Raw genomic sequence first — 22,004 nt, forward strand, 5'->3', positions numbered from 1 at the left:
TATACTAAGAGTGTAGCGTTTTCACTAATTTATACATTTCTCGTCGTTGAAAGGAGACATGATGAATAATTTTCGTTTACAGATTCCGACAGACATCCGTTTCGGACGTGACCGCTTAGCTGAATTGCCAGAGGTCTTGGAACAATTCGGCAAGAAGGTACTTTTGGTCTACGGTGGTGGCTCCATCAAACGCTCTGGTCTCTATGATAAGGTTACGGCCTTGCTGAAGGACAATGATTTTGAGTGGGTGGAGCTGGCAGGTGTCGAGCCCAATCCGCGGATAGATTCAGTCCGTGAAGGTGGAAGGTTGATTCGCGAAAATAGCCTAGACATGCTTTTGGCTGTCGGTGGCGGTTCAGTCGTTGATGCCAGTAAGGTTATGGCTGCGGCAGCTTATTACGATGGTGATGCCTGGGATTTGGTCAAAAATCCTCGCCTGATTGGCCAGGCAGTTCCGATTGTAGATATTCTGACGCTGGCGGCAACTGGTACAGAAATGAACCGTGGGGCTGTGATTTCCAATATGGAGACCAATGAAAAATTGGGTACAGGTGGCTGGGAGCTCATTCCGCGGGCCTCTTTCTTAGATCCGACCTTGACTTACACGGTTTCAAAATGGCAGACGGCAGCTGGTACGGCGGATATGATGAGCCATCTTTTTGAGCAATATTTTAATCGCACAGTTGGAGTGGATGTTCAGGATAGCATTGCAGAGGGCTTGTTGAAGACGGCCATCAAACATGGTCCGGTGGCTCTTGCAGAACCAGAAAATTATGAGGCGCGTGCCAACTTGCTTTGGACCTCGACCCTGGCTTTGAATGGCTTGGTTGCTAGTGGACGTGCGGGCGGCTGGACTTGCCATGCTATCGAGCATGAATTGTCGGCCTATTATGATATTACGCACGGTATTGGTTTGGCTGTCTTGACACCGCGCTGGATGAAATTCTGTGTTGATACTGATCCGACGACACATGCGAAATTTGCAACTTATGCCCGCAATGTTTGGGGACTGACAGAAGGTTCAGATGAAGAATTGGCTAGACAGGCTATTGAGAAAACCTACCATTTCTTCAAAAATGAGATGGAAATTCCGATGACCTTGCCTGAAGTAGGTATCCCAGTCCAAGATTTGGTGAGAGAAATGAGCGAGCAGGCTGTGTTGCATGGTCGCTTGGATGGAAATGTTTTTGTGACTCTTTCAGTGGACCATGTGGAAGAGATTATTCTTGCCTCCTTTGTGGAGATGGAGGAGTTTTAGGCCTAAGTAGGTTTAAAAAGAGCACGAGAGCTATTTTGTGAAAAAACCGATTAATAACGCACCAAATTTGGTGCGTTTTGTGTTACAATAAAACTAAGAATAGGGGGAAAGGCTATGATTGGAGACAATATAAAATCACTACGCCATACACACGATTTAACACAACCAGAATTTGCGAAAATGGTGGGGATTTCACGCAATAGCCTGAGTCGCTATGAAAATGGCACCAGCACCGTATCAACAGAGCTTATCGACCGCATTTGTCAGAAATTTAACATCTCTTATGTCGATATTGTAGGGGAGGACAAGATGTTAACACCTGTTGAAGATTACCATCTGACTTTAAAAGTAGAAGTGATAAAAGAACGAGGAGCAGCCATTTTATCACAGCTTTATAGATATCAGGATAGTCAAGAGATTGCTTTTGATGATGAAGCGAATCCTTGGATTTTGATGAGTGATGACTTGGCTGAATTGATCAATACGAAAATTTACCTTGTCGATACCTTCGATGAAATCGAGCGTTACAATGGTTATTTAGATGGTATTGAGCGGATGTTAGAGATGGTGCATCATCGGGTGGTGGCTTAATGAGATTGGAAGAATTTAGTGAGGCTGACTTTCAGAAGGCTTTACAGCGAACCATTCGGGCTTTAACCCGAGGAAAGATGATTCCAGATCGATCGAAAGCTATTTTGCTTGGAGGACAAAGCGGGGCTGGTAAGACGACTATTCATCGTATCATGCAAAAGGAATTTCAAGGTAATATCATTATCATTGATGGTGATAGCTGCCGTTCTCAGCATCCCAACTACTTAGCCCTGCAAGAAGAGTATGGCAAGGACAGCGTGGACTATACCAAGGGATTTGCAGGAAAAATGGTAGAACAGTTGGTTGACGAACTCAGCACGCAGGGTTATCATTTGCTGATTGAAGGGACTTTGCGTACCACTCAAGTTCCTCGTCAGACTGCTCAATTACTCCGTTCTAAAGGTTACCAAGTTTCTTTAGCTGTAATTGGTACCAAACCAGAGCTTTCTTATCTCAGCACCTTGATTCGTTACGAAGAACTTTATGCCATCGATCCGACTCAGGCTAGAGCAACACCAAAAGAACACCATGATGGGATTGTAGAGAACTTGGTGGATAACTTGAGGGAGTTAGAAAGTGAGAAACTCTTTGAACGAATTCAAATTTACCAAAGAGATAGAACTTGTATATATGATTCTGAATCAGATGAAGGTTCCGTAGCAGAAGTGTTACAAGAGTGTCTCTTTGGAAAATGGAGTAAGGTAGAGGAAGAGATGATGAAGTTTGGACAGGAACGGTTGAGGGAGTTTAAAAAGTAGTTAATTTTCTAATTGATAATTCTTCTAGGAACAGTAATTCGCATTATATTATCGAATGGGTGGTTTGAATTGTTCAAAATTCCAACATATTCTTGTTTATTTTTGATATAATGTAAAAAAACAACAAAGGATTAAACATGAATAAACGAGAACGACTAGAAGAAATTACACGATTGGTAAACAAAAAAGGCACAGTTCGAATTTCTGAGATTGTTGAATTGCTAAATGTTACTGATATGACTGTTCGACGTGATTTTATTGAATTGGAAGAGCAAGGTGTCTTAACAAAAATTCACGGCGGTGCTAGAAGTAATAAGGCTTTTCAATATCGGGAATATTCCCATTCTGAGAAACACATTCAGAATAAGGAAGCCAAGCAAGAGATAGCGGAAAGGGCTGCACAACTGATAGAAGATGGAGACACGGTATTTTTAGGTCCAGGAACAACAGTGGCCTTTCTGGCTGAGGCCATTAAAAATCCTCGCCTAACAGTCATCACAAACTGTATGCCTGTTTTTACCATCCTATCTCAAAAGAAGACTGAGGAGTTTCAAGTCTTTCTTCTGGGGGGAGAATATCGCCAAGTGACAGAATCTTTTGTAGGAGAAATTACCAATACAAGTTTAGAAAAAATGCGATTCAGCAAGATTTTCTTTTCAGGTAACGGACTTAAGGGAACTGATGTCATGACCTCTACCCTAGCCGAAGCCTATACGCAAAATATTGCCATTAAACATTCTTTAGAAAAATATCTACTGCTGGATGCCTCGAAAATTGGAAAAGATGATTTTACTTCCTTTTGTGATTTGCATGATGTAACTGCTCTAGTGACCGATATGACTGCAAAGGATGAAAATTACCAATTATTAAGTAAGCACATCGAAATTATTTCTACAAAATCATAAAGTTATCAAAACCAACAGAGAAATGTTGGTTTTTTGTTTGTATGCTAAAAAAATAAACAAAAATAAAACAAAATATGTTGACTTTATGTTTATTTGGCTGTATAATTTAAACATAAAAAGCGAAAACGCTTTTTCTAAGTTTTGCAAAACAAAGATTTTCTGCCAAATATGGCTACAACTTTCTATTTTTGTTAGGAGATAGGTTATGACAATCATTATCGGTGCTGATCCAGCGGGTTCAAAACTAAAAGACGTTATTAAAGATTATTTGCTAGAAAAATCATATGACTTTAAAGATGTCAGTGATGGAAGCGATTTTGTTGATACAACTTTGGCAGTAGTTGCAGAAGTTAATCAAGAGGAAGGAAATCTTGGCATTGTGATTGATGCTTATGGTGTTGGTCCATTTATGACCGCAACTAAAGTCAAAGGCATGATTGCTGCAGAAGTTTCAGACGAACGCTCTGCCTATATGACAAGAGGACACAACAATTCGCGTATTATTACAATCGGTAGTGAGATTGTAGGAGAAGGAATTGCTAAAAATATCGTTAAAGGATTTGTTGAAGGTGAGTATGATGGTGGCCGTCACCAAATTCGTGTCGATATGCTAAATAAAATGTGCTAATTGTTGTAAACAAAGGAGAATACGAGATGAAAATTGCAATCGGTTGTGACCACATTGTAACCTATGAAAAAATTGCTGTGGTAGATTATTTGAAAAATCAAGGATATGAAGTGTTGGACTTTGGGACTTATGACAATGTTCGTACTCATTACCCAATCTTTGGTAAAAAAGTTGGTGAAGCTGTTGCAAGCGGACAAGCAGATTTAGGAATTTGTATTTGTGGAACAGGTGTTGGAATCAACAATGCTGTAAACAAGGTGCCTGGTGTTCGATCAGCCCTGGTTCGTGATATGACCTCTGCACTCTATGCAAAAGAAGAGTTAAATGCCAACGTCATTGGTTTTGGAGGAAAGATTACAGGTGAGTTGCTCATGTGCGACATCATTGAAGCCTTCATTAAAGCAGAATACAAACCAACTGAAGCAAACAAACGTTTGATTGAAAAGATTGCTGCAGTTGAAACGCTCAATCAAGAGCAGGCTAATCCAGAGTTCTTTACGGAATTTCTTGAAAAGTGGGATCGTGGAGAATACCACGACTAGGAGGTTCTCATGATTTTGACAATCACTTTAAATCCGTCGGTTGATATTGCCTATCACTTGGATACCTTTTATTTGGATACGGTCAATCGAGTAGAAAAAGTTCAAAAAACAGCTGGAGGCAAGGGGCTCAATGTCACACGAGTTTTGAAACAAATCGGTGAAGATGTTGTAGCAACAGGCTTTATTGGCGGTGAGATTGGAAGTTATGTAAAGAAACAACTCACTCGAAATGATATTAAAAATTCCTTTGTGGAAATTGGGAGCGAAACACGTAACTGTATTGCGGTTCTTCATGATGGCAAACAGACGGAGATTTTAGAACAAGGACCAACTATTCAAGAACACGAAGCCTTTAATTTTATTGAACACCTTGAAATTACTCTGAACAATGTAGATGTAGTTGTCATTTCAGGAAGTTTGCCTAAGGGACTTGCTAGCAATTATTATGTTGAGATTGTAGAACTTTGTAAAAAATACGGTGTAGCTGTTGTTTTGGATTGTTCTGGTGAGGCGCTGAAAAACGTTTTAGAAAGCCAGCAGAAGCCGACAGTTATTAAGCCGAATACAGAGGAGTTATCACAACTGATTGGTAAAGAAGTTACTGATGATATTCAAGAGTTGAAATCAGTTTTGTCTGGTCAACTTTTTCAAGGAATTGAGTGGATAGTCGTCTCATTAGGGGCACAGGGGGCTTTTGCCAAGCACAATGACAAGTTCTATCGTGTCAGAATTCCAAAAATCAAAGTCGTCAATCCAGTAGGATCAGGCGATTCAACTGTTGCAGGTATTGCAGCAGGTTTGGTACATGCTTTACCTGATGCAGAATTATTAAAAAATGCTAATGTTTTAGGCATGTTAAATGCCCAGGAAGAACAGACAGGTTACGTCAATTTAGAAAATGCAGAATCGTTGTATTCGCAAATCGAAGTCGAAGAGGTATAATATGGTAGTAACAGCAGATAAAAGAAAATACATGGAAAAAGTAAGCAATGAAGCAGGTATTATTTCAGCTTTAGCTTTCGACCAACGTGGAGCCCTGAAAAAAATGATGGCAAAACATCAGGCAGAAGAACCTACTGTGGAGCAGATGGAAGAACTAAAGAAACTAGTTTCAGAGGAATTAACACAGTTTTCTTCCTCAATTCTGTTAGATCCTGAATTTGGTTTGCCAGCATCACGCGCTCGTGACGAACAGTGCGGTTTGCTTTTGGCTTATGAAAAAACTGGCTATGACACTAGTTCAACCAGTCGTTTGCCAGATTGCCTGGTAGAATGGTCTGTAAAACGACTAAAAGAAGAAGGGGCAGATGCTATCAAGTTCTTACTCTACTATGACGTTGATGGTGATTCATATGTCAACCTTCAAAAACATGCCTATATTGAACGCTTGGGTTCAGAATGTCAGGCTGAAGGTTTACCATTCTTCTTGGAAATTTTGAGCTACGATGAAACGATTGAAGACAATGCCAGTGTGGAATTTGCAAAAGTCAAACCTCGAAAAGTAAATGAGGCTATGAAAGTATTTTCGGATGAACGCTTTGGAGTGGATGTTCTCAAGGTAGAGGTACCTGTGAACATGAATTTTGTAGAAGGCTTTGGAACAGGGGAAGTCATCTATACGAAAGAAGAAGCAGCTGAATTTTTCCGTCAACAAGAAGCATCAACTCATTTACCATACATTTATCTAAGTGCAGGTGTTTCTGCTAAGCTTTTCCAAGATACACTAGTGTTTGCACATGAAGCAGGTGCTAAATTTAACGGTGTTCTCTGTGGTCGTGCGACGTGGGCGGGTGTTGTGCCAGTCTATATTGAACAGGGTGAAGAAGCTGCGCGTGAATGGTTACGTACTGTTGGTCGTGAAAATATTGAGGGACTTGATGCAGTCTTGTCTCAAACAGCAACTTCTTGGCTAGAAAAATAATTGAAAAATAACCATTTTCTTAAAAGAAAGGGTTTACATTTTCTGAGAATATGCTATAATAATCTCATCAGCAAGAATAGAGTGGATTGTAACTAATTCGATTAGGCAAGACTACAAATGGATTTGAGAGTAGGATATTCTCGGTTTGTTTGTAGTCTTTTTTGCTTAAAAATATAGGAGGGATATATGTTTAGGATTATACAAGCGCTCAATAATAATGTTGCTTTAGTGAAAAACGAACAAGATGAACAAGCCGTTGTCATGGGGCTAGGAATAGTCTTTCAAAAGAAAAAAGGTGATTTGATCACTCCAAGCAAGGTCGAGAAAGTTTTCCTTTTGAAAACAGAGGAATCCAAAGAAAACTTTTTAACCCTTTTGAAAAATATTCCGCTTGATATCCTAACGGTGACTTATAACATGATTGATGATTTGGTAGTAAAATATCATTTTCCGGTTCAGGAATACCTATATGTAACCCTTACCGACCACGTTTATTCGGTGTATCAAAAGCTTTTAAAGGGAACTTATCAGGAAAGTCATTTACCAGATATTTCAGCGGCGTATGTTACTGAGTTTCAAATGGCGAAAGAGGCTGTTGTCGTTTTAAGTCAAAAGTTGTCGGTAACTTTTCCAGAAGATGAAGTTGGACGAATGGCTTTACATTTCATTAATGCCAAAGGGGATTACGAAGTTTCTGATAATAACAAAGAGGATGCAACGAAAAAAGTGCTAACTTTGATTGAAGACGAGCTGGCAAAAAATAATATCAAGCGCAGCGCAGAAAATAGTAATCTTTACGACCGTTTGATGATTCATTTAACCTACCTCATTAATCGATTGCAGATGAATCAGCAAGATAATGCATCGTTGATTAATTTGGAAGAATATGTGAAATCAGATTATCCGCAAGCCTATCAAATTGGGCAAGCTATTTATGATTTGATTGAACAAGAACTAAACATAGATTTATCGCGTAGTGAACGTGTTTACCTTGTGATTCACATTCAACGCTTATTGAAATAAGGAGAAAATTATGTATCAATTACCAGAAGATTTTATTTTTGGTGGGGCAACAGCAGCCTACCAAGTTGAAGGAGCTACTAAAGAAGGTGGTAAAGGTCCAGTAGCTTGGGACGATTTTTTAGCAGAACAAGGGCGTTTCAGCCCAGACCCTGCTAGTGATTTCTATCATCAATACCCACAAGATATTGAACTTTGTGAAAAATTTGGTGTCAACGGACTTCGCTTATCCATTGCTTGGAGCCGTATCTTCCCAAATGGTACTGGTGAGGTCAACCAAGAAGGAGTTGATTATTACCACAAAGTGTTTGCGGAATGTCAAAAACGCAACATCACAGCCTTTGTCACGCTCCATCACTTTGACACGCCAAAAGTTTTGTTTGACAATGGGGATTTTTTAAACCGTGATACGATTGAAGCTTTTGTTAACTATGCAAAATTCTGTTTTGAAGAATTTACAGAAGTTCGTCATTGGAGCACCTTCAATGAAATTTACCCAGTAGCAACCAACCAATATTTGCTTGGTATTTTCCCACCAGGAATCAAATATGACCTGTCAAAAGTCATTCAATGTCTGCACAATATGATGTATGCGCATGCGCGTGTGGTTAATTTGTTCAAAGATGGTGACTATCAAGGAGAAATCGGTGTAGTACATTCTCTTGAAACAAAATACCCAGCAACAGATAGCGAAGAAGATAAACACGCTGCTTTTTTAGATGATGCCCTTTCTATTCGATTTTTACTGGATGCAACTTATCTAGGTTATTATTCAAACGAAACAATGGAAGCGCTTAACGAAATCTGCGCAGCTAACAATGCCAGCTACGAATTCCTTGATAGCGACTTTGAGGAAATGAAAAAAGCCAGCCACCGCAACGATTATCTTGGTATCAATCATTACCAATGTCACTTTGTTAAAGCCTACAATGGCGAAAATGCCATTCATCACAACGGTACAGGTGACAAAGGAACATCTGTTTACAAAGTCAAAGGTATTGGCGAGCGCATTTACAAAGAAGGTATTCCAAGAACGGACTGGGATTGGATTATCTATCCAGAAGGTCTGTATGATTTGCTTCTTCGTATCAAATCGGATTATCCGCATTACAATAAAATCTATATCACAGAAAATGGTATGGGCTATAAAGATGAATTTGACGATGGTATCATCATGGACCAACCGCGTATTGATTATTTGAAAGTTTACTTGCAATCTCTTGCAAAAGCAATTGATGCTGGGGTTAATGTTAAAGGCTATTTCCTTTGGTCATTGATGGATTTGTTCTCATGGTCAAATGGTTATAATAAACGCTATGGTTTGTTCTATGTGGATTTTGAAACACAAAAACGTTATCCAAAAGCGTCAGCTTACTGGTACAAACACATCAGCGATACAAAAATTGTAGAATAGGGGATTTAGAAAATGGATAAAAAAGAATTACAAATGTTAGGTTTTGAAATTGTGGCTTACTCAGGTGATGCAAGAAGCACACTTCTTCAATTGCTTAAGGAAGTTCGCTCTGGCAACTTTGATAATGTTGATAAAGCGATTAAAGATGCTGACGAAAATTTGGCTAAAGCTCACAATGCTCAAACACAATTGTTAGCACAAGAAGCAGGCGGCGAAGATTTGGAACTTGGTTTCATCTTTGTTCACGGTCAAGACCACTTGATGACAACCTTGTTGCTACGTGACCTCATTACGGATTTTATTGAATTATATAAAAATCGCTAATTTTGAAAAAAAGAAAGGACATGAACTAGGGCTTGGTAACAGCAAAATCTCCTCTCAATAGTCATTTTTGACATATCCTATTTCTTTTAAAGATGTGTCAGAAATAACTAGCCAAGCCTATGTTCTTTGGGAGTTGTATCATGAACAAACTCATTCAACAAATTGAAAAAGGGAAACCTTTTTTTGAAAAAATTTCTCGCAATATTTACCTTGGTGCTATACGTGATGGTTTCTTAGCAGCCATGCCAGCGATTCTCTTTTCTAGTATCTTTATCTTGATTGCTGCCTTGCCAGAAGTTGTAGGAATAACACTTCCAGAAGCTTTTTCTACTTGGCTTTGGAAGGTTTACGGTTATTCTATGGGGGTCGTTGCAATTCTTGTTTCGGCAACTACGGCACGCTGTTTGGCAGAATCTGTCAATCGTCAAATGCCAAGCAATAAAAAAATCAATGCGGTTTCTGTTATGCTTGCATCAATTGTTAGTTTCCTTTTGTTGAGCGCAGATCAAATTGATGGTGGTTTGGCAAATGGCTATATGGGGACAAAAGGGATTCTAGCTGCTTTTGTAGCCGCCTTCATCACCGTTAATGTTTACAAGTTCTGTGTGTTGCGCGATATCACCATTAAGATGCCAAAGGAAGTGCCAGGGACTATTTCGCAAACATTCCGTGATATCTTCCCATTCTCATTTGCCGTATTTGCAGCTGTTATCATTGATACTATCATTCGTTATTTCTTTGGCACATCATTTGCAGAAGTAGTTACAAATCTATTCCAACCGTTATTTGTAGCTGCAGACGGATATCTTGGAATCTCCTTGATTTGGGGAGCGACTGCTTTATTTTGGTTTGTTGGGGTGCATGGTCCGTCTATCACAGGTCCAGCAATTGCAGCTGTTGTTTATACTAATGTGGAGTTGAATTTGCAGTTAGTTAAATCAGGGCAACATGCCAGTAATGTTTTAACAGAACCGTTAGGTAGTTTTGTTGGTAACCTAGGAGGTACAGGTGCTACATTAGTTGTTCCTTTCCTATTTTTACTATTTGCAAAGTCAAAACAGTTAAGAGCTGTTGGTAAAGCTTCTTTTATTCCTGTGAGTTTCGCAGTGAATGAACCTCTCCTCTTTGGAGCTCCAATTGTTCTAAATCCTTACTTTTTCATCCCATTTATTTTAGCACCTATGGTCAATGTGTGTATCTTTAAGTTCTTTGTTGATGTTTTCCAGATGAATAGTTTCATATATGTTCTACCTTGGGCTACACCAGGACCAATTGGTATTATTCTTGGTACGGGCGTTAGTCTTTTAGCTGTTAGTCTTGTCTTTGTTCTCATTGTTGTTGATGCTATTATTTATTTCCCATTCATTAAGGCTTATGATGCCTCACTTCTTGAAGAAGAAGAAGCTGTTGCTGAAAGCATAACTGCTACAAAGGATAAAGCGGAAAAAGTTGTTGAGGAAAAACCAGCTGTTAAAGTCACAACTGACAAACCAATCAACGTTTTGGTCCTTTGTGCTGGTGCTGGTACAAGTGCTATGCTTGCTAATGCTCTTACTGAAGGTGCAACTGCCATAGGTGCAAACATCACAGCGTCAGCAGGTGCTTATGGTTCCCATTATGAGATTATGAAAGATTTTGACATGATTGTACTTGCTCCGCAAGTTAATTCATTCTACGAAGATATTAAGAAAGATACGGATGCGCTTGGTATTAAGTTAGCAGCTACAAAAGGTGCTGAATACATTAAATTAACACGTGATCCAGAAGGTGCAGTAGCCTTTGTCTTATCTTATTTCAACTAACAGTAATTGCTAGATAAAATTACTCTAACTCATATAAAAGCTATATTTTTAAAAGAATCTATAAAATTCTTGATGTTGTAGAGTACTATGACTTAACCACAGTGGTGACTAATTAAGATAACATACTTAAGGAAGGACTATGATAATAAATAATTTGCATTATCATAGATGTGATATAACATGAAACAATTACCTAATGATTTTATCTTTGGTGGCGCGACAGCCGCTTATCAAGCTGAAGGAGCTACACGTACGGATGGTAAAGGGCTAGTAGCTTGGGATAAGTATTTAGAAGATAATTACTGGTACACAGCAGAACCAGCAAGTGATTTTTACCATAAATATCCAGTTGATTTACAATTGGCAGAGGAGTTTGGAGTAAACGGCATTCGTATATCCATTGCGTGGTCACGTATCTTTCCTAAAGGATACGGTGAAGTAAATGCTAAAGGAGTAGAATTTTACCATAACTTATTTGCAGAATGTCATAAACGTCATGTTGAACCTTTTGTGACATTGCATCACTTTGATACTCCAGAAGTACTACATTCTAATGGTGATTTTCTTAATCGTGAAAACATAGAGCATTTTGTTAACTATGCTGCATTTTGTTTCAAAGAATTTCCTGAAGTTAATTATTGGACGACTTTTAATGAAATTGGTCCGATTGGTTCGGGACAATATTTATCTGGACATTTTCCGCCAGGAATTCAATATGATTTAGCTAAAGTTTTTCAATCTCATCATAATATGATGGTAGCACATGCTAAAGCTGTTAAATTTTTTAGGGATGGACAATATAATGGAGAAATTGGAATTGTCCATAGTTTACCGATGAAGTATCCTTATAATCCGGATAATCCAGCAGATGTACGAGCAACAGAGTTAGAGGATATTCTGCATAATAAATTTATTTTGGATGCAACTTATTTGGGAGAGTACTCAGATAAAACAATAGATGGAGTTAATTATATTTTATCTATCCATGGAGGTGAACTAGATTTACGTCAAGAAGACTTTGCTGTACTCAAAATGGTAAAAGATGAAATAGACTTTATAGGCATTAATTATTATATGAGTGATTGGATTAGTGCTTTTGATGGAGAAACACAAATTATTCATAATGGTAGAGGAAATAAAGGAAGTTCTGTTTATCAAATTAAAGGTATTGGAAAGCATGAATCAGATGTAGAAGTTCCTCGTAACGATTGGGACTGGATGATTTATCCTAAGGGCCTGTATGATCAAATTATGCGTATTACAAAAGAATATCCAAATTATAAAAAGATTTACATTACAGAAAACGGTCTAGGCTACAAAGATGAATTTGTAGATGGGACTGTTTACGATGATGCTCGTATTGACTATGTCAAAAAACATTTAGAAGCGGTAGCAGATGCTATTGCTGATGGGGCTAATGTCAAGGGATACTTTATTTGGTCGCTTATGGATGTCTTTTCTTGGTCAAATGGATATGAGAAGCGTTATGGTTTATTCTACGTAAACTTTGAGACGCAAGAACGTTACCCTAAAAAATCAGCTTATTGGTACAAACAATTGGCAGAAAGTCATACAATAGAATAATTCATAAAAACAATAGACTTATATTTGCCTCCTGAAATGATAGGAGGCTTTTTATTATCATTAGAAAACCACTAGCTGTGTTAGTGGTTCAGTGTAGCTTTCAATGTAGTATAAAAAAACTCCCTAAAATAATATATTAGAAAAGGTTTCCCGACCACAAACTAATATACATAGACCCCCTGATGAATCATGATAATAATAGTTTAGCACGTCCAACATGGAATTGTAAGTATCATATTGTTTTGGCCCCAAAATACCGTTGACAAATAGTATATGGAAAATACAACGCAAACGCTTGCACAAATAACAAGAAAGCGTTAAAATAAAGATAAATAAATCAAAATAGAGGTGCACTATGGAAAAACATTACCGAAAGATTTTATATTTGGTGGAGCAACTGCTGCATATCAAGCAGAGGGTGCTACACAGACGGATGGAAAAGGTCGTGTTGCGTGGGACAAGTATCTAGAAGATAATTACTGGTACACTGCGGAACCAGCTTCTGATTTTTATAATCGTTATCCAGTTGATTTAGAACTAAGTGAACAGTTTGGTGTGAATGGCATTCGCATTTCGATTGCGTGGTCTCGTATCTTCCCAACAGGCTTTGGAGAAGTGAATCCAAAGGGAGTAGAGTTTTACCATAAATTATTTGCGGAATGCCATAAACGTCACGTTGAACCATTTGTAACGCTTCATCATTTTGATACACCAGAAACGCTACATTCTAATGGTGACTTTCTAAATCGAGAAAATATTGAGCACTTCGTCAATTACGCAGCGTTTTGCTTCAAAGAATTCCCCGAAGTGAATTACTGGACAACCTTTAATGAAATCGGTCCAATTGGTGATGGGCAATATCTAGTTGGGAAGTTCCCACCAGGGATTCAGTATGACTTAGCTAAGGTATTCCAATCTCACCACAATATGATGGTTTCACATGCTAAAGCTGTTAAGCTTTATAAGGATGCTGGATATAGCGGAGAAATTGGTGTTGTACACGCATTGCCAACGAAATATCCTTATGATCCAAGCAATCCTGACGATGTTCGTGCAGCGGAACTAGAAGATATTATTCATAATAAATTTATCCTCGATGCTACATACTTGGGTTACTATTCTGAAAAAACACTTGAAGGCGTTCGACATATTCTGAAAGTAAATGGTGGGGAATTAGACCTTCGTGATGAAGACTTCGCTGCCTTAGATGCCGCAAAAGATTTGAACGACTTCTTGGGCATCAATTACTATATGAGTGATTGGATGAGGGCTCATGACGGTGAGACTGAAATTATCCATAATGGTAAAGGTGAAAAGGGAAGTTCTAAGTATCAAATCAAGGGAGTTGGTCGTAGAGAATCTCCAGTTGATATTCCAAAAACAGATTGGGATTGGATTATCTACCCGCAAGGCCTTTATGATCAAATCATGCGTGTAAAAAATGACTATCCAAACTATAAGAAAATCTACATCACTGAAAACGGCCTAGGCTATAAAGATGAGTTTGTAGATGGTACAGTCTATGACGATGGTCGAATCGACTACGTGAAAAAGCATTTAGAAGTGATTTCAGATGCTATCTCAGATGGTGCCAATGTTAAAGGTTATTTCATCTGGTCCTTGATGGATGTATTTTCTTGGTCAAATGGATACGAGAAACGATATGGATTGTTCTATGTTGACTTTGAGACCCAAGAACGCTATCCAAAGAAAAGTGCATATTGGTATAAAAAAGTAGCGGAAACACAGGTTATTGAATAAAACTAATACAAGGATGCCTAGCTCAAGTTAGCATCCTTGTTTTCATATAAGGGAGGCAGTTTTTATGCTCGAATTAAAAAATGAGAACTTAACAGTACAATTTTCTGAATTAGGTGGGCAAATTATTTCCATTAAAGACAAGGATGGTATCGAATATCTTTGGCAAGGAGATCCGACCTATTGGAGCGGTCAAGCGCCAGTTCTATTTCCGATTTGTGGAAGTTTACGAAATGATTGGGCTATCTATGAACCTGCAGAAAGACCGACATTTACAGGCACAATTCCAAGGCATGGACTTGTGAGAAAAATGATGTTCAAAAATGTAAGAACTACTGAAAACTCTTTAGAATTTTCTATTTCATCAAACGAAGAAACCGTAAAAAATTACCCTTTTGAATTTGAACTTTCTATTAACTACTCACTACTTGGCAATACAATTCGAACTGAATATCGGGTGAAAAACCTTGAGGGACATAGAAAGCTACCTTACTTTATTGGGGGTCACCCAGGTTTTAATTGTCCCTTGTTGGATGGTGAGAGTTACGAAGACTATTATTTAGAATTTGAAAAAGTAGAATCTTGTACAGTACCTAGAAGTTTTCCAGAAACTGGCTTACTTGATCTGCAAGATCGCCGGCCATTCTTGGAAAATCAGAAGACCTTGGACTTGTCCTATAAACTGTTTGAGCATGATGCCATAACATTGGATCAGTTAGCATCACGAAAGGTAACCTTGAAATCCAAAAATCATCAGAAGAAACTTTCGATTGCATTTGATGATTTTCCATATTTAGTGATTTGGTCAACTACAAATCAGAGTCCCTTTATCGCATTAGAACCATGGAGCGGACTCTCTACTTCATTGGAAGAATCTGATATTTTCAATGCCAAACGAAGTATTAGCTATGTTGCTCCAAATGAAGTTGATAAAAAACATTTTGATATTATTATTGAGTAACCTTTTGAAAATGTTTGTTCGTTACAGAAATTTGGTAAAATAGTTCGTATAATGAAAAAACTAAAAAATATTAAGCCACGATGCTTTGTTTTTATTTGTATCCTAATTTTTCTTGCTTTAGGTTTTGACAGTCGGCTTCAAGTAACTCATTACAGGCTTGTTAGTCCCAAAATATCTCAGCCAATCAGACTTGCTCTAATTACTGATTTACACTCATCAAATTACGGTAAAAATCAGATACAAATCGTGGAAACATTAGAGAAAGAAAAGCCAGATATCATTTTATTGGGTGGAGATATTTTTGATGATGAACTTTCTGACAGAAAAACTCTAGAATTGTTAAGCGGGCTGGGAAAATTTAATCATACTTACTATGTGTCAGGTAATCATGAAATATGGAGTAATCGATATGATCAGATGCTGGAAGATCTGAGACAACAGAATGTGGTCGTATTATCTGGAGATAGTAGTAGAGTTGATGTAAGGGGGCAGTCCATCACTATTTCAGGCATTGATGATCCTGAATATTTTCAAAAGTACGATACTAGTGAGAATTTGCTAGACCAACTTGAAGACATAAAAGGGAAGCAAATAAGCGCTGACTTTCAAGTTTTACTAGCGCACCGGCCAGAACTAATTGATACATATCAAAAGTATGGATTTGATTTAGTGTTATCTGGTCATGCGCATGGAGGACAATGGAGAGTACCTTATTTGGTTAATGGTGTATTTGCGCCTAATCAAGGTTTTCTTCCGAAATATGCAGGTGGTTTATATGAAGTTGAAAATTCGTATTTTATTGTAAGCAGGGGTCTGGCTAAAGAATCTACACGAGTACCAAGATTCTTTAATCGCCCAGAAATTATCATTGTAGATCTTGTTAATCCGTAATTTCACTTCTTTCTAATCACTCAAAAACCCACTGACTTTTAATGAGCCAGTGGGTTTATTACTTATTCGAATCAAAATCTTATTTCAAAAAAGGTAGTGATTCGACTGATTTGTACTGCAATGTAATGAAAGTTCATCCTTCAAAAATCGCTTAAAATCAAGGTTTCTACCGTCTATTGACGTGTAGTGAATCCCTATTTCACCTCAGTAAAGATTAAGTATTGTCTATTTTAGCTGTTAGAAACGTTTATATATCAACGTTTTTGTAATGTTCCTTAGCAAAAGGTAGAGTGAATGGTAGAGTAGTTATTGCGTTAGTTCAGCAATCTTATCAAGATAAATACCAACAGCTTCTAACATTCGTTGAGGTGCTAATTCAGCGTAAGTATCCATTGTTATCCTAGTTGATTAAAAAAATCTCTGATTTCCTCATCTTTTATAAAATAATATATAATTTTCCCCTCTCTTCTAGTGTCCAAGATGTTTTGATTGGCTAGTTTACGAAGATGGTGGGAGGCAGATGCCATACTGAGATTTAGTAAACAGGCTATATCGCAGACACATAGTTCTTCAACAGCAAGGAGATAAAAGATGATATTTATCTGTTTATTATCGGTGAACTTTGATAAAATGCGAAGTGATTTTTGGACTTTTTCCTTTTCAAGGTAGTTCGTTGCGGTTGTAACATTTTGTTGATTTATAACATTCACTTGGCAGATACTATCTTTTTTCAAAATACTTTCTCCTAGCCTAACACATTCCATAGCATGTCAAAGCTGTTGTTTTCAATCAGGATATACATCCCCAATCCTAAATAGACAACGGCAATAAACCATCTGCTATATTTTTCCAAAGTTTCTCCAACAGAAGGGATTTGTGCCAATTTTTGGGCAGAAAAAACCAAGAGATAAATCATGACTAGAAAGGTAAGTAAAGCCACTATCAAATTCGCTAAATTTAAGGTAGTAAAATATGGGACAAAGACACCAATATTGTCAGCACCACAACTTGCAAAAGTAATCATAGCGACTAGAAAAATCAGGTTTTTATTATCTTTGCTCAAACCTTCTTTGGCAATAGCTTCTCCATCAGAATCTCCTAAAAGCAAAACTTTGAGGCCTAGGAAAATTGGAATCAAACCGAGCAAACCTAAAATCTCTTTACTAGGAATATAATCTAAGACAAATGCAAAAAGCAAACTTAGCAATATTAGACTAACAGAGCCTAGAAATTGTCCTAAATAGATGTTAATGATGTCTTTTCTGCTTTTTCTTTTGGCAAAAAATAACATTAGGATAATAAGTAAGTCTACGGCTGTCCCAGAATACAGGATTATTGAAGTAACAATATTTTGAATCATAAAACACCTCATTCAAATATATTTTTGAATGTATTCTAACATTAAACTTTATAGATGTCAACTTCAGCTCCACCAAAATATAGATAAGAAGTTAGTGTACCAAATATAAAGCCCTGCCATCCAAATGATAACAGGGCTTAACTTCAATATCCAAATGATATATTCATCTAAAAAAGGTAGAGTAAAAGGTAGAGTTTTTATTGATTTGTAGTGCGATATAATGAGTTTCAAAAAATCAAAAATCGCTTAAAATCAAAATTTTGACGTCTATTGACGTGTACTGAAACCCTTACTTAACCTCAGTAAAGGTCTAATAATGTCTATTTTAGCGATTATAAACCTTGATATAGCAAGACTTTTATGAATTGTCCTCCAAAAGTGTAGAGAAAAATGTAGAGATAGAATAACTATGCCGTTAATTCGTCTAATTTGGTTTGAAACAAGCTAACAACTTCCAATTTTCTTTTGCGCTAGTGAAGCGTACGTATCCATGGTAGTGGAGATTGACCGATGCCCTAATCGAACTTGTAATTATTACTTCAGTTTATCTTGTTGCGTTATAGTAATATTTAGTTCCAAACAGAAAAATACTTGATTGATAAGTAAATATATGTTAGAATGAAATCGATAAATAGAAAGCGCATTCATGGATTAGGTAAATATTGTGGACTAAAAAACTTCCTAATTTATTTTTGTTGCAGGTAGTTATAATTGGTAACGCAAATTCATATAAACAGGATCTGCAGAATGGAGAACACCATGAAGTGAGAATTCAGTCGTAAAAAAAGCCAGGTGGACTTGATGTGGGGAAAGCAGACTGATGGGGGATGTATTTTTATAGATTTCAAATTAATATTAATAAGGATAGGAGGTTCCCTGTAGATGAAAATCTACATTTATTAACTTCTGAAAAGTCATCAATTACTCATAAAGTAAATATGACAATTGAAAATAGGAAAGGAGAATATCATGCATAAGTTTGAAAAGCTATTGCTATTGTCAGGGGTTTCAGCTAGTTTATTTTTAGGATTGGGAGTGAACGCTACTTCTGTTTATGCAAATACAAAAGTAGATCAGGTAGATTCAACTATCTTAGGTGGCTGGAATGAGGAAACAGGTAAGTTTTCTAACCAGAATAGTAATTTAACGCCTGGAATTTCTAGATTGCGAGCAGCCAACAGTGGACCGATACATAATGGAAAACGTGAAAACCGTTTTCGGAAAGATGGTCTTGAATCGAGAGCTGTTGCTTCTACCACTTGGCCAGGAGTCTATCATTACAGTAGAGCTCAGATGGTAGGGGCGTATGGAAGAGGTCGTGTTAATACTGACTCAGGTCGTGTTTGGGCTCGTAATGGTACACAAGCTTACTCTCCATGGGTATTTGAAGGAGAGATTAGTACAAATCTCGCGAAAACTTTCTATGGTAAATAGTAATTGTTAAATAAATATGCCTTTTCATTAAAAAAGAAAAGGCATATTTTCTATCAGGTGATAATTTATGAATTTATTGAGAAAAATACAAATTTATATACCACTATTTATTTTAATGGCGTGTCTATGGCTTAATTACTATTACCAAAATCAGCAAAACTTAGTGGTGTTAGAAAGTAATGCTCTTAGAACATCAAACCATTTATCTCTATCTTCTGATGAATTTAGTGACATATTGACTAAAATTGGTAAGAATAATGATAACTTTTGGCTAGTTCAGAAGATAGAAAATGGAGATAAGGATGTTCTGAATATTTTTGCCAATAACTGGGATAATCTTCACTTCCCTCATAAAACAGGAGAATTATTATATAAAAATAATGATTCGAAAGCCTTGATTGGCTATTCAATAAAGACTATTTATGAAGAAAATAAAGAATATGTTATTTTTGAGGGAAGAAAATATGAAGTAATTGGAAAACTTGGAATGTTAGCTAATAGTCCGTTGTCCAGAACCATTTTAGTTAGTGACAAAAAGTTATTAGCACATGAAGGGGAACTCAGTTTAAATGGTGAATTAAATGATCCCAATTTTCAGAATCATACGAAACCAGGTGATAACATAGGTGTTGAACGTATTTTTTCTTTGTCACAATTTGCTTTCTTATTGAATGCAAGTACTGTAACGTTTGTCGGTCTATCTATTATTTTTTGGATACATTTCCTTATCCGAAAAAATAACAAAATATATCAAACATATCATTTATTAGGAAAAAACTGGGTATCCATTTATATCAAAGAATTATTTTTTCTACTTTCAGCAAATATTTGTATTTTGACGACATTTACCTTCCTATTTAAGCTACTAGGAGAGAGGCAAATGATGTTACCCCACCATTTAGCGATGGTCTTGATTGAGGTGATTAGTTTTACATTTTTGTTTTACAGAGGGAGAGCTAATGAAAAATAGAAATAATGACATACATATAAAAAAAACAATTCCCTCCGTCCTACTTCACTTACTTGCAAGTTTATTAGTCATATTACTTACGGTAGTTATCACATTAACTAGTCAGTTATTATTAAAAAATGATCAAGCTAAAAATAATATAACCCGACTATCCAACGGTTATTATAGTTACACTATAATTGATACTCTATATGAAGACGATGCTTTTTATCAGTTTAGGAGTGATAAAGAGAGTCTTGATACTCTTAGAATATTTTACAATAACTTGTATCAATCAAAAGAAATTGAGTTGTTAGCAACTTTTAATCAACCGCTTTTTATTCAATCATTCAATAAAGGAGAGAAATTTTTATATGATGAAGGGATGCTAGAAACCAATGGAAACACTAAGGATCCTGAAGCAGTAAAATCTTTTCAAATGAATCGGAAAGCATTTGATTTTTATCATTTAAAAGTTGAAGAGGGAGAGGAAATAGATTGGCCCTCTATATCTTTATTAGATTTCAACTCCTATCCTATACTTTTAGGTAGTCAATTTCGTGAACATTACAAACTAGGAGATAAAATCACTGGGGAATTTTATACGAAAACAATAACGTTTGAAGTTAAGGGTTTTTTAGAACCAAATAGTTATGTTTTCTATAAAGGGAATGCGGAATTTTATTTAGATGATTATATCGTTATACCTTATCCTATTGAACTTCCAGACATTAAGACAAAGGATTTTACATTTGAAGGTATTTTATATTTCGCTATGATTAATAGCCAGTTTGCAACACGTTTACCAAGAGAGAAGGTTTTGGAAGTGCTTCGAGAACAATCGGAAAAGTCAGGTTTTGTTGATTTTTCGCTGTTGGAAGTGGATGATTTTTTAATAAAATACGAGCAATTGTTATCGGTCATTAGTCGTCTTCAAATTTTATTGATCATACTAGTAGTTGCTCTAGGTATTCTTTTTTTATATGTTATAGGAAGCATTTTAGTATCTATTTTACGATACCAGGCGGATGAGATTCGCATTAGTTGGTTAATTGGGTATAACGTAAGAGATCGAATTTTATCCAGAATATGTATTTGGCTCTATTTATCATCTTTATTGACTTGTTTTGTGATAGAAATTTTATTATTTAAACAAATTTTTGTGTTACCTATTATGGTTGTAAGTAACTTTATCTTATATTTTATTATCTATTGCACACTAATTAAAATAAGTGAATATGAATAGGAGAAATCGTATATGATCATACTAGAAAACATTGACAAAAAATACCATAAGCACAAGGTATTTACCAAATTTAATATGAAAATAGAACCTGGAGAGATAACGGCAATTAGGGGAAAAATTGGTTCAGGGAAATCAACTCTATTAAGGATTCTTGCTGGATTAGATACATCTTATCACGGAACATGCTCCATTTTTGGACATTTAATGATAAAAAATGATAAGGAATTGGCGCACTATCGTCTTCAAAATATTGGCTATATTCCACAAGATTATCAGTTACTCGATGATTTAACTTGTTTTGATAATATAGCCTTACCCTTAAAGTTTTTGAAAGTATCCAAGAATGAGTCAAACAATAGAGTGATGAATATCATGAGAGAATTAAATATTACTCATTTAAAAGATAAGTATCCAGTGGAGATTTCAGGAGGACAAAGCCAGTTAGTATCTATTGCACGTGCTTTAGTAAAAGAACCGGCTATTATAATTGGCGATGAACCAACAGGAGCTCTTGATAGAAAAACAGAAGAGCTCGTATTGCAGTGTCTAAGATATCGTCAATCTAAAAATTCTTGTATCATTATTGCAACTCATAGCAAAGCAGTTGCAGAAAAATGTCAAAAAATAATAGAATTAAACTAATTAGTCAGATAGTTAG

22 protein-coding genes and 2 pseudogenes are annotated in these 22,004 nt (G+C 36.6%); 22 read left to right on the top strand and 2 right to left on the bottom strand.

Annotation, left to right across the window (positions count from 1 at the left end; all coding sequences use genetic code 11):
• Positions 1–61 precede the first annotated feature (61 nt).
• From ACHBIE_RS02555 to ACHBIE_RS02635, 17 genes and pseudogenes are all read left to right on the top strand, one after another.
• The gene (locus ACHBIE_RS02555; protein WP_105123018.1) at positions 62–1,258 is read left to right on the top strand and encodes an iron-containing alcohol dehydrogenase; all 1,197 of its coding nucleotides are present in this window, start codon (positions 62–64) and stop codon (positions 1,256–1,258) included.
• Positions 1,259–1,372: 114 nt separating this feature from the next.
• Positions 1,373–1,849, top strand: a complete 477-nt coding sequence (pezA, locus tag ACHBIE_RS02560) for a type II toxin-antitoxin system antitoxin PezA (RefSeq protein WP_105123017.1) — start codon at positions 1,373–1,375, stop codon at positions 1,847–1,849.
• Positions 1,849–2,607, top strand: a complete 759-nt coding sequence (gene pezT / locus ACHBIE_RS02565; protein WP_105123016.1) for a type II toxin-antitoxin system toxin PezT — start codon at positions 1,849–1,851, stop codon at positions 2,605–2,607. Before pezA ends, pezT begins: the two co-directional genes overlap by 1 nt.
• A gap of 137 nt (positions 2,608–2,744) precedes the next feature.
• Positions 2,745–3,512: a DeoR/GlpR family DNA-binding transcription regulator gene (locus tag ACHBIE_RS02570; RefSeq protein WP_394732642.1), complete on the top strand. Its 768-nt coding sequence runs from the start codon at positions 2,745–2,747 to the stop codon at positions 3,510–3,512.
• Positions 3,513–3,717: 205 nt separating this feature from the next.
• Positions 3,718–4,140 carry a galactose-6-phosphate isomerase subunit LacA gene (gene lacA / locus ACHBIE_RS02575; protein ID WP_002941127.1) on the top strand — a complete coding sequence of 141 codons (423 nt, stop codon included), beginning with the start codon at positions 3,718–3,720 and terminating at the stop codon, positions 4,138–4,140.
• A gap of 26 nt (positions 4,141–4,166) precedes the next feature.
• Positions 4,167–4,682 (top strand): galactose-6-phosphate isomerase subunit LacB, encoded by a 516-nt coding sequence (lacB, locus tag ACHBIE_RS02580; RefSeq protein ID WP_002941130.1) that lies wholly within the window; start codon positions 4,167–4,169, stop codon positions 4,680–4,682.
• A 9-nt stretch (positions 4,683–4,691) separates the two neighbouring features.
• Positions 4,692–5,624 carry a tagatose-6-phosphate kinase gene (locus ACHBIE_RS02585; RefSeq protein WP_394732643.1) on the top strand — a complete coding sequence of 311 codons (933 nt, stop codon included), beginning with the start codon at positions 4,692–4,694 and terminating at the stop codon, positions 5,622–5,624.
• A 1-nt stretch (position 5,625) separates the two neighbouring features.
• Positions 5,626–6,603 carry a tagatose-bisphosphate aldolase gene (gene lacD, locus ACHBIE_RS02590; protein WP_394732644.1) on the top strand — a complete coding sequence of 326 codons (978 nt, stop codon included), beginning with the start codon at positions 5,626–5,628 and terminating at the stop codon, positions 6,601–6,603.
• A gap of 186 nt (positions 6,604–6,789) precedes the next feature.
• On the top strand, positions 6,790–7,626 hold the full coding sequence (locus ACHBIE_RS02595) for a PRD domain-containing protein (protein WP_394732645.1): 837 nt from the start codon (positions 6,790–6,792) through the stop codon (positions 7,624–7,626).
• A 10-nt stretch (positions 7,627–7,636) separates the two neighbouring features.
• On the top strand, positions 7,637–9,037 hold the full coding sequence (gene lacG, locus ACHBIE_RS02600; RefSeq protein WP_394732646.1) for a 6-phospho-beta-galactosidase: 1,401 nt from the start codon (positions 7,637–7,639) through the stop codon (positions 9,035–9,037).
• Between the two features lie 12 nt (positions 9,038–9,049).
• Positions 9,050–9,361 carry a PTS lactose/cellobiose transporter subunit IIA gene (locus tag ACHBIE_RS02605; RefSeq protein ID WP_003063087.1) on the top strand — a complete coding sequence of 104 codons (312 nt, stop codon included), beginning with the start codon at positions 9,050–9,052 and terminating at the stop codon, positions 9,359–9,361.
• Between the two features lie 140 nt (positions 9,362–9,501).
• The gene (locus ACHBIE_RS02610; protein ID WP_394732647.1) at positions 9,502–11,163 is read left to right on the top strand and encodes a PTS lactose transporter subunit IIBC; all 1,662 of its coding nucleotides are present in this window, start codon (positions 9,502–9,504) and stop codon (positions 11,161–11,163) included.
• 180 nt (positions 11,164–11,343) lie between these two features.
• Positions 11,344–12,747, top strand: coding sequence for a 6-phospho-beta-galactosidase (lacG, locus tag ACHBIE_RS02615; RefSeq protein ID WP_394732648.1), 1,404 nt, complete (start codon positions 11,344–11,346; stop codon positions 12,745–12,747).
• Positions 12,748–12,929: 182 nt separating this feature from the next.
• Positions 12,930–13,007, top strand: a pseudogene (locus ACHBIE_RS02620) (IS200/IS605 family transposase); the annotation flags it as partial.
• Positions 13,008–13,095: 88 nt separating this feature from the next.
• Positions 13,096–14,508 carry a 6-phospho-beta-galactosidase gene (gene lacG / locus ACHBIE_RS02625; protein WP_394732649.1) on the top strand — a complete coding sequence of 471 codons (1,413 nt, stop codon included), beginning with the start codon at positions 13,096–13,098 and terminating at the stop codon, positions 14,506–14,508.
• A 64-nt stretch (positions 14,509–14,572) separates the two neighbouring features.
• A complete protein-coding gene (locus ACHBIE_RS02630) occupies positions 14,573–15,466 on the top strand; it encodes an aldose 1-epimerase family protein (protein WP_394732650.1) in 894 nt (297 codons plus the stop codon).
• Between the two features lie 51 nt (positions 15,467–15,517).
• Positions 15,518–16,357, top strand: a complete 840-nt coding sequence (locus ACHBIE_RS02635; protein ID WP_394732651.1) for a metallophosphoesterase — start codon at positions 15,518–15,520, stop codon at positions 16,355–16,357.
• Between the two features lie 395 nt (positions 16,358–16,752).
• On the opposite strand, the gene cadX is transcribed toward ACHBIE_RS02635, so the two are convergent.
• Together cadX and ACHBIE_RS02645 are read right to left on the bottom strand one after the other, a co-directional pair.
• Positions 16,753–17,091 (bottom strand): Cd(II)/Zn(II)-sensing metalloregulatory transcriptional regulator CadX, encoded by a 339-nt coding sequence (cadX, locus tag ACHBIE_RS02640; protein WP_000711091.1) that lies wholly within the window; start codon positions 17,089–17,091, stop codon positions 16,753–16,755.
• 11 nt (positions 17,092–17,102) lie between these two features.
• A complete protein-coding gene (locus ACHBIE_RS02645) occupies positions 17,103–17,717 on the bottom strand; it encodes a CadD family cadmium resistance transporter (protein ID WP_394732652.1) in 615 nt (204 codons plus the stop codon).
• A 28-nt stretch (positions 17,718–17,745) separates the two neighbouring features.
• Here ACHBIE_RS02645 and ACHBIE_RS02650 point away from each other — a divergent pair.
• From ACHBIE_RS02650 to ACHBIE_RS02670, 5 genes and pseudogenes are all read left to right on the top strand, one after another.
• Positions 17,746–17,928 (top strand): annotated as a pseudogene (locus ACHBIE_RS02650) (FanG protein).
• Between the two features lie 758 nt (positions 17,929–18,686).
• Positions 18,687–19,151, top strand: a complete 465-nt coding sequence (locus ACHBIE_RS02655) for a hypothetical protein (protein WP_394731598.1) — start codon at positions 18,687–18,689, stop codon at positions 19,149–19,151.
• A gap of 67 nt (positions 19,152–19,218) precedes the next feature.
• Entirely contained in the window at positions 19,219–20,121 is a 903-nt protein-coding gene (locus ACHBIE_RS02660; RefSeq protein ID WP_394731597.1) for a hypothetical protein, read from the top strand.
• A complete protein-coding gene (locus ACHBIE_RS02665) occupies positions 20,111–21,346 on the top strand; it encodes a hypothetical protein (RefSeq protein WP_394731596.1) in 1,236 nt (411 codons plus the stop codon). Before ACHBIE_RS02660 ends, ACHBIE_RS02665 begins: the two co-directional genes overlap by 11 nt.
• A 12-nt stretch (positions 21,347–21,358) precedes the next feature.
• Complete coding sequence (locus tag ACHBIE_RS02670; RefSeq protein ID WP_394731595.1) at positions 21,359–21,988, top strand: ABC transporter ATP-binding protein; 630 nt, start codon at positions 21,359–21,361, stop codon at positions 21,986–21,988.
• The last annotated feature ends 16 nt before the right edge of the window (positions 21,989–22,004 follow it).

Source organism: Streptococcus sp. A23 (assembly GCF_043674155.1).
GTDB lineage: Bacteria > Bacillota > Bacilli > Lactobacillales > Streptococcaceae > Streptococcus > Streptococcus suis_V.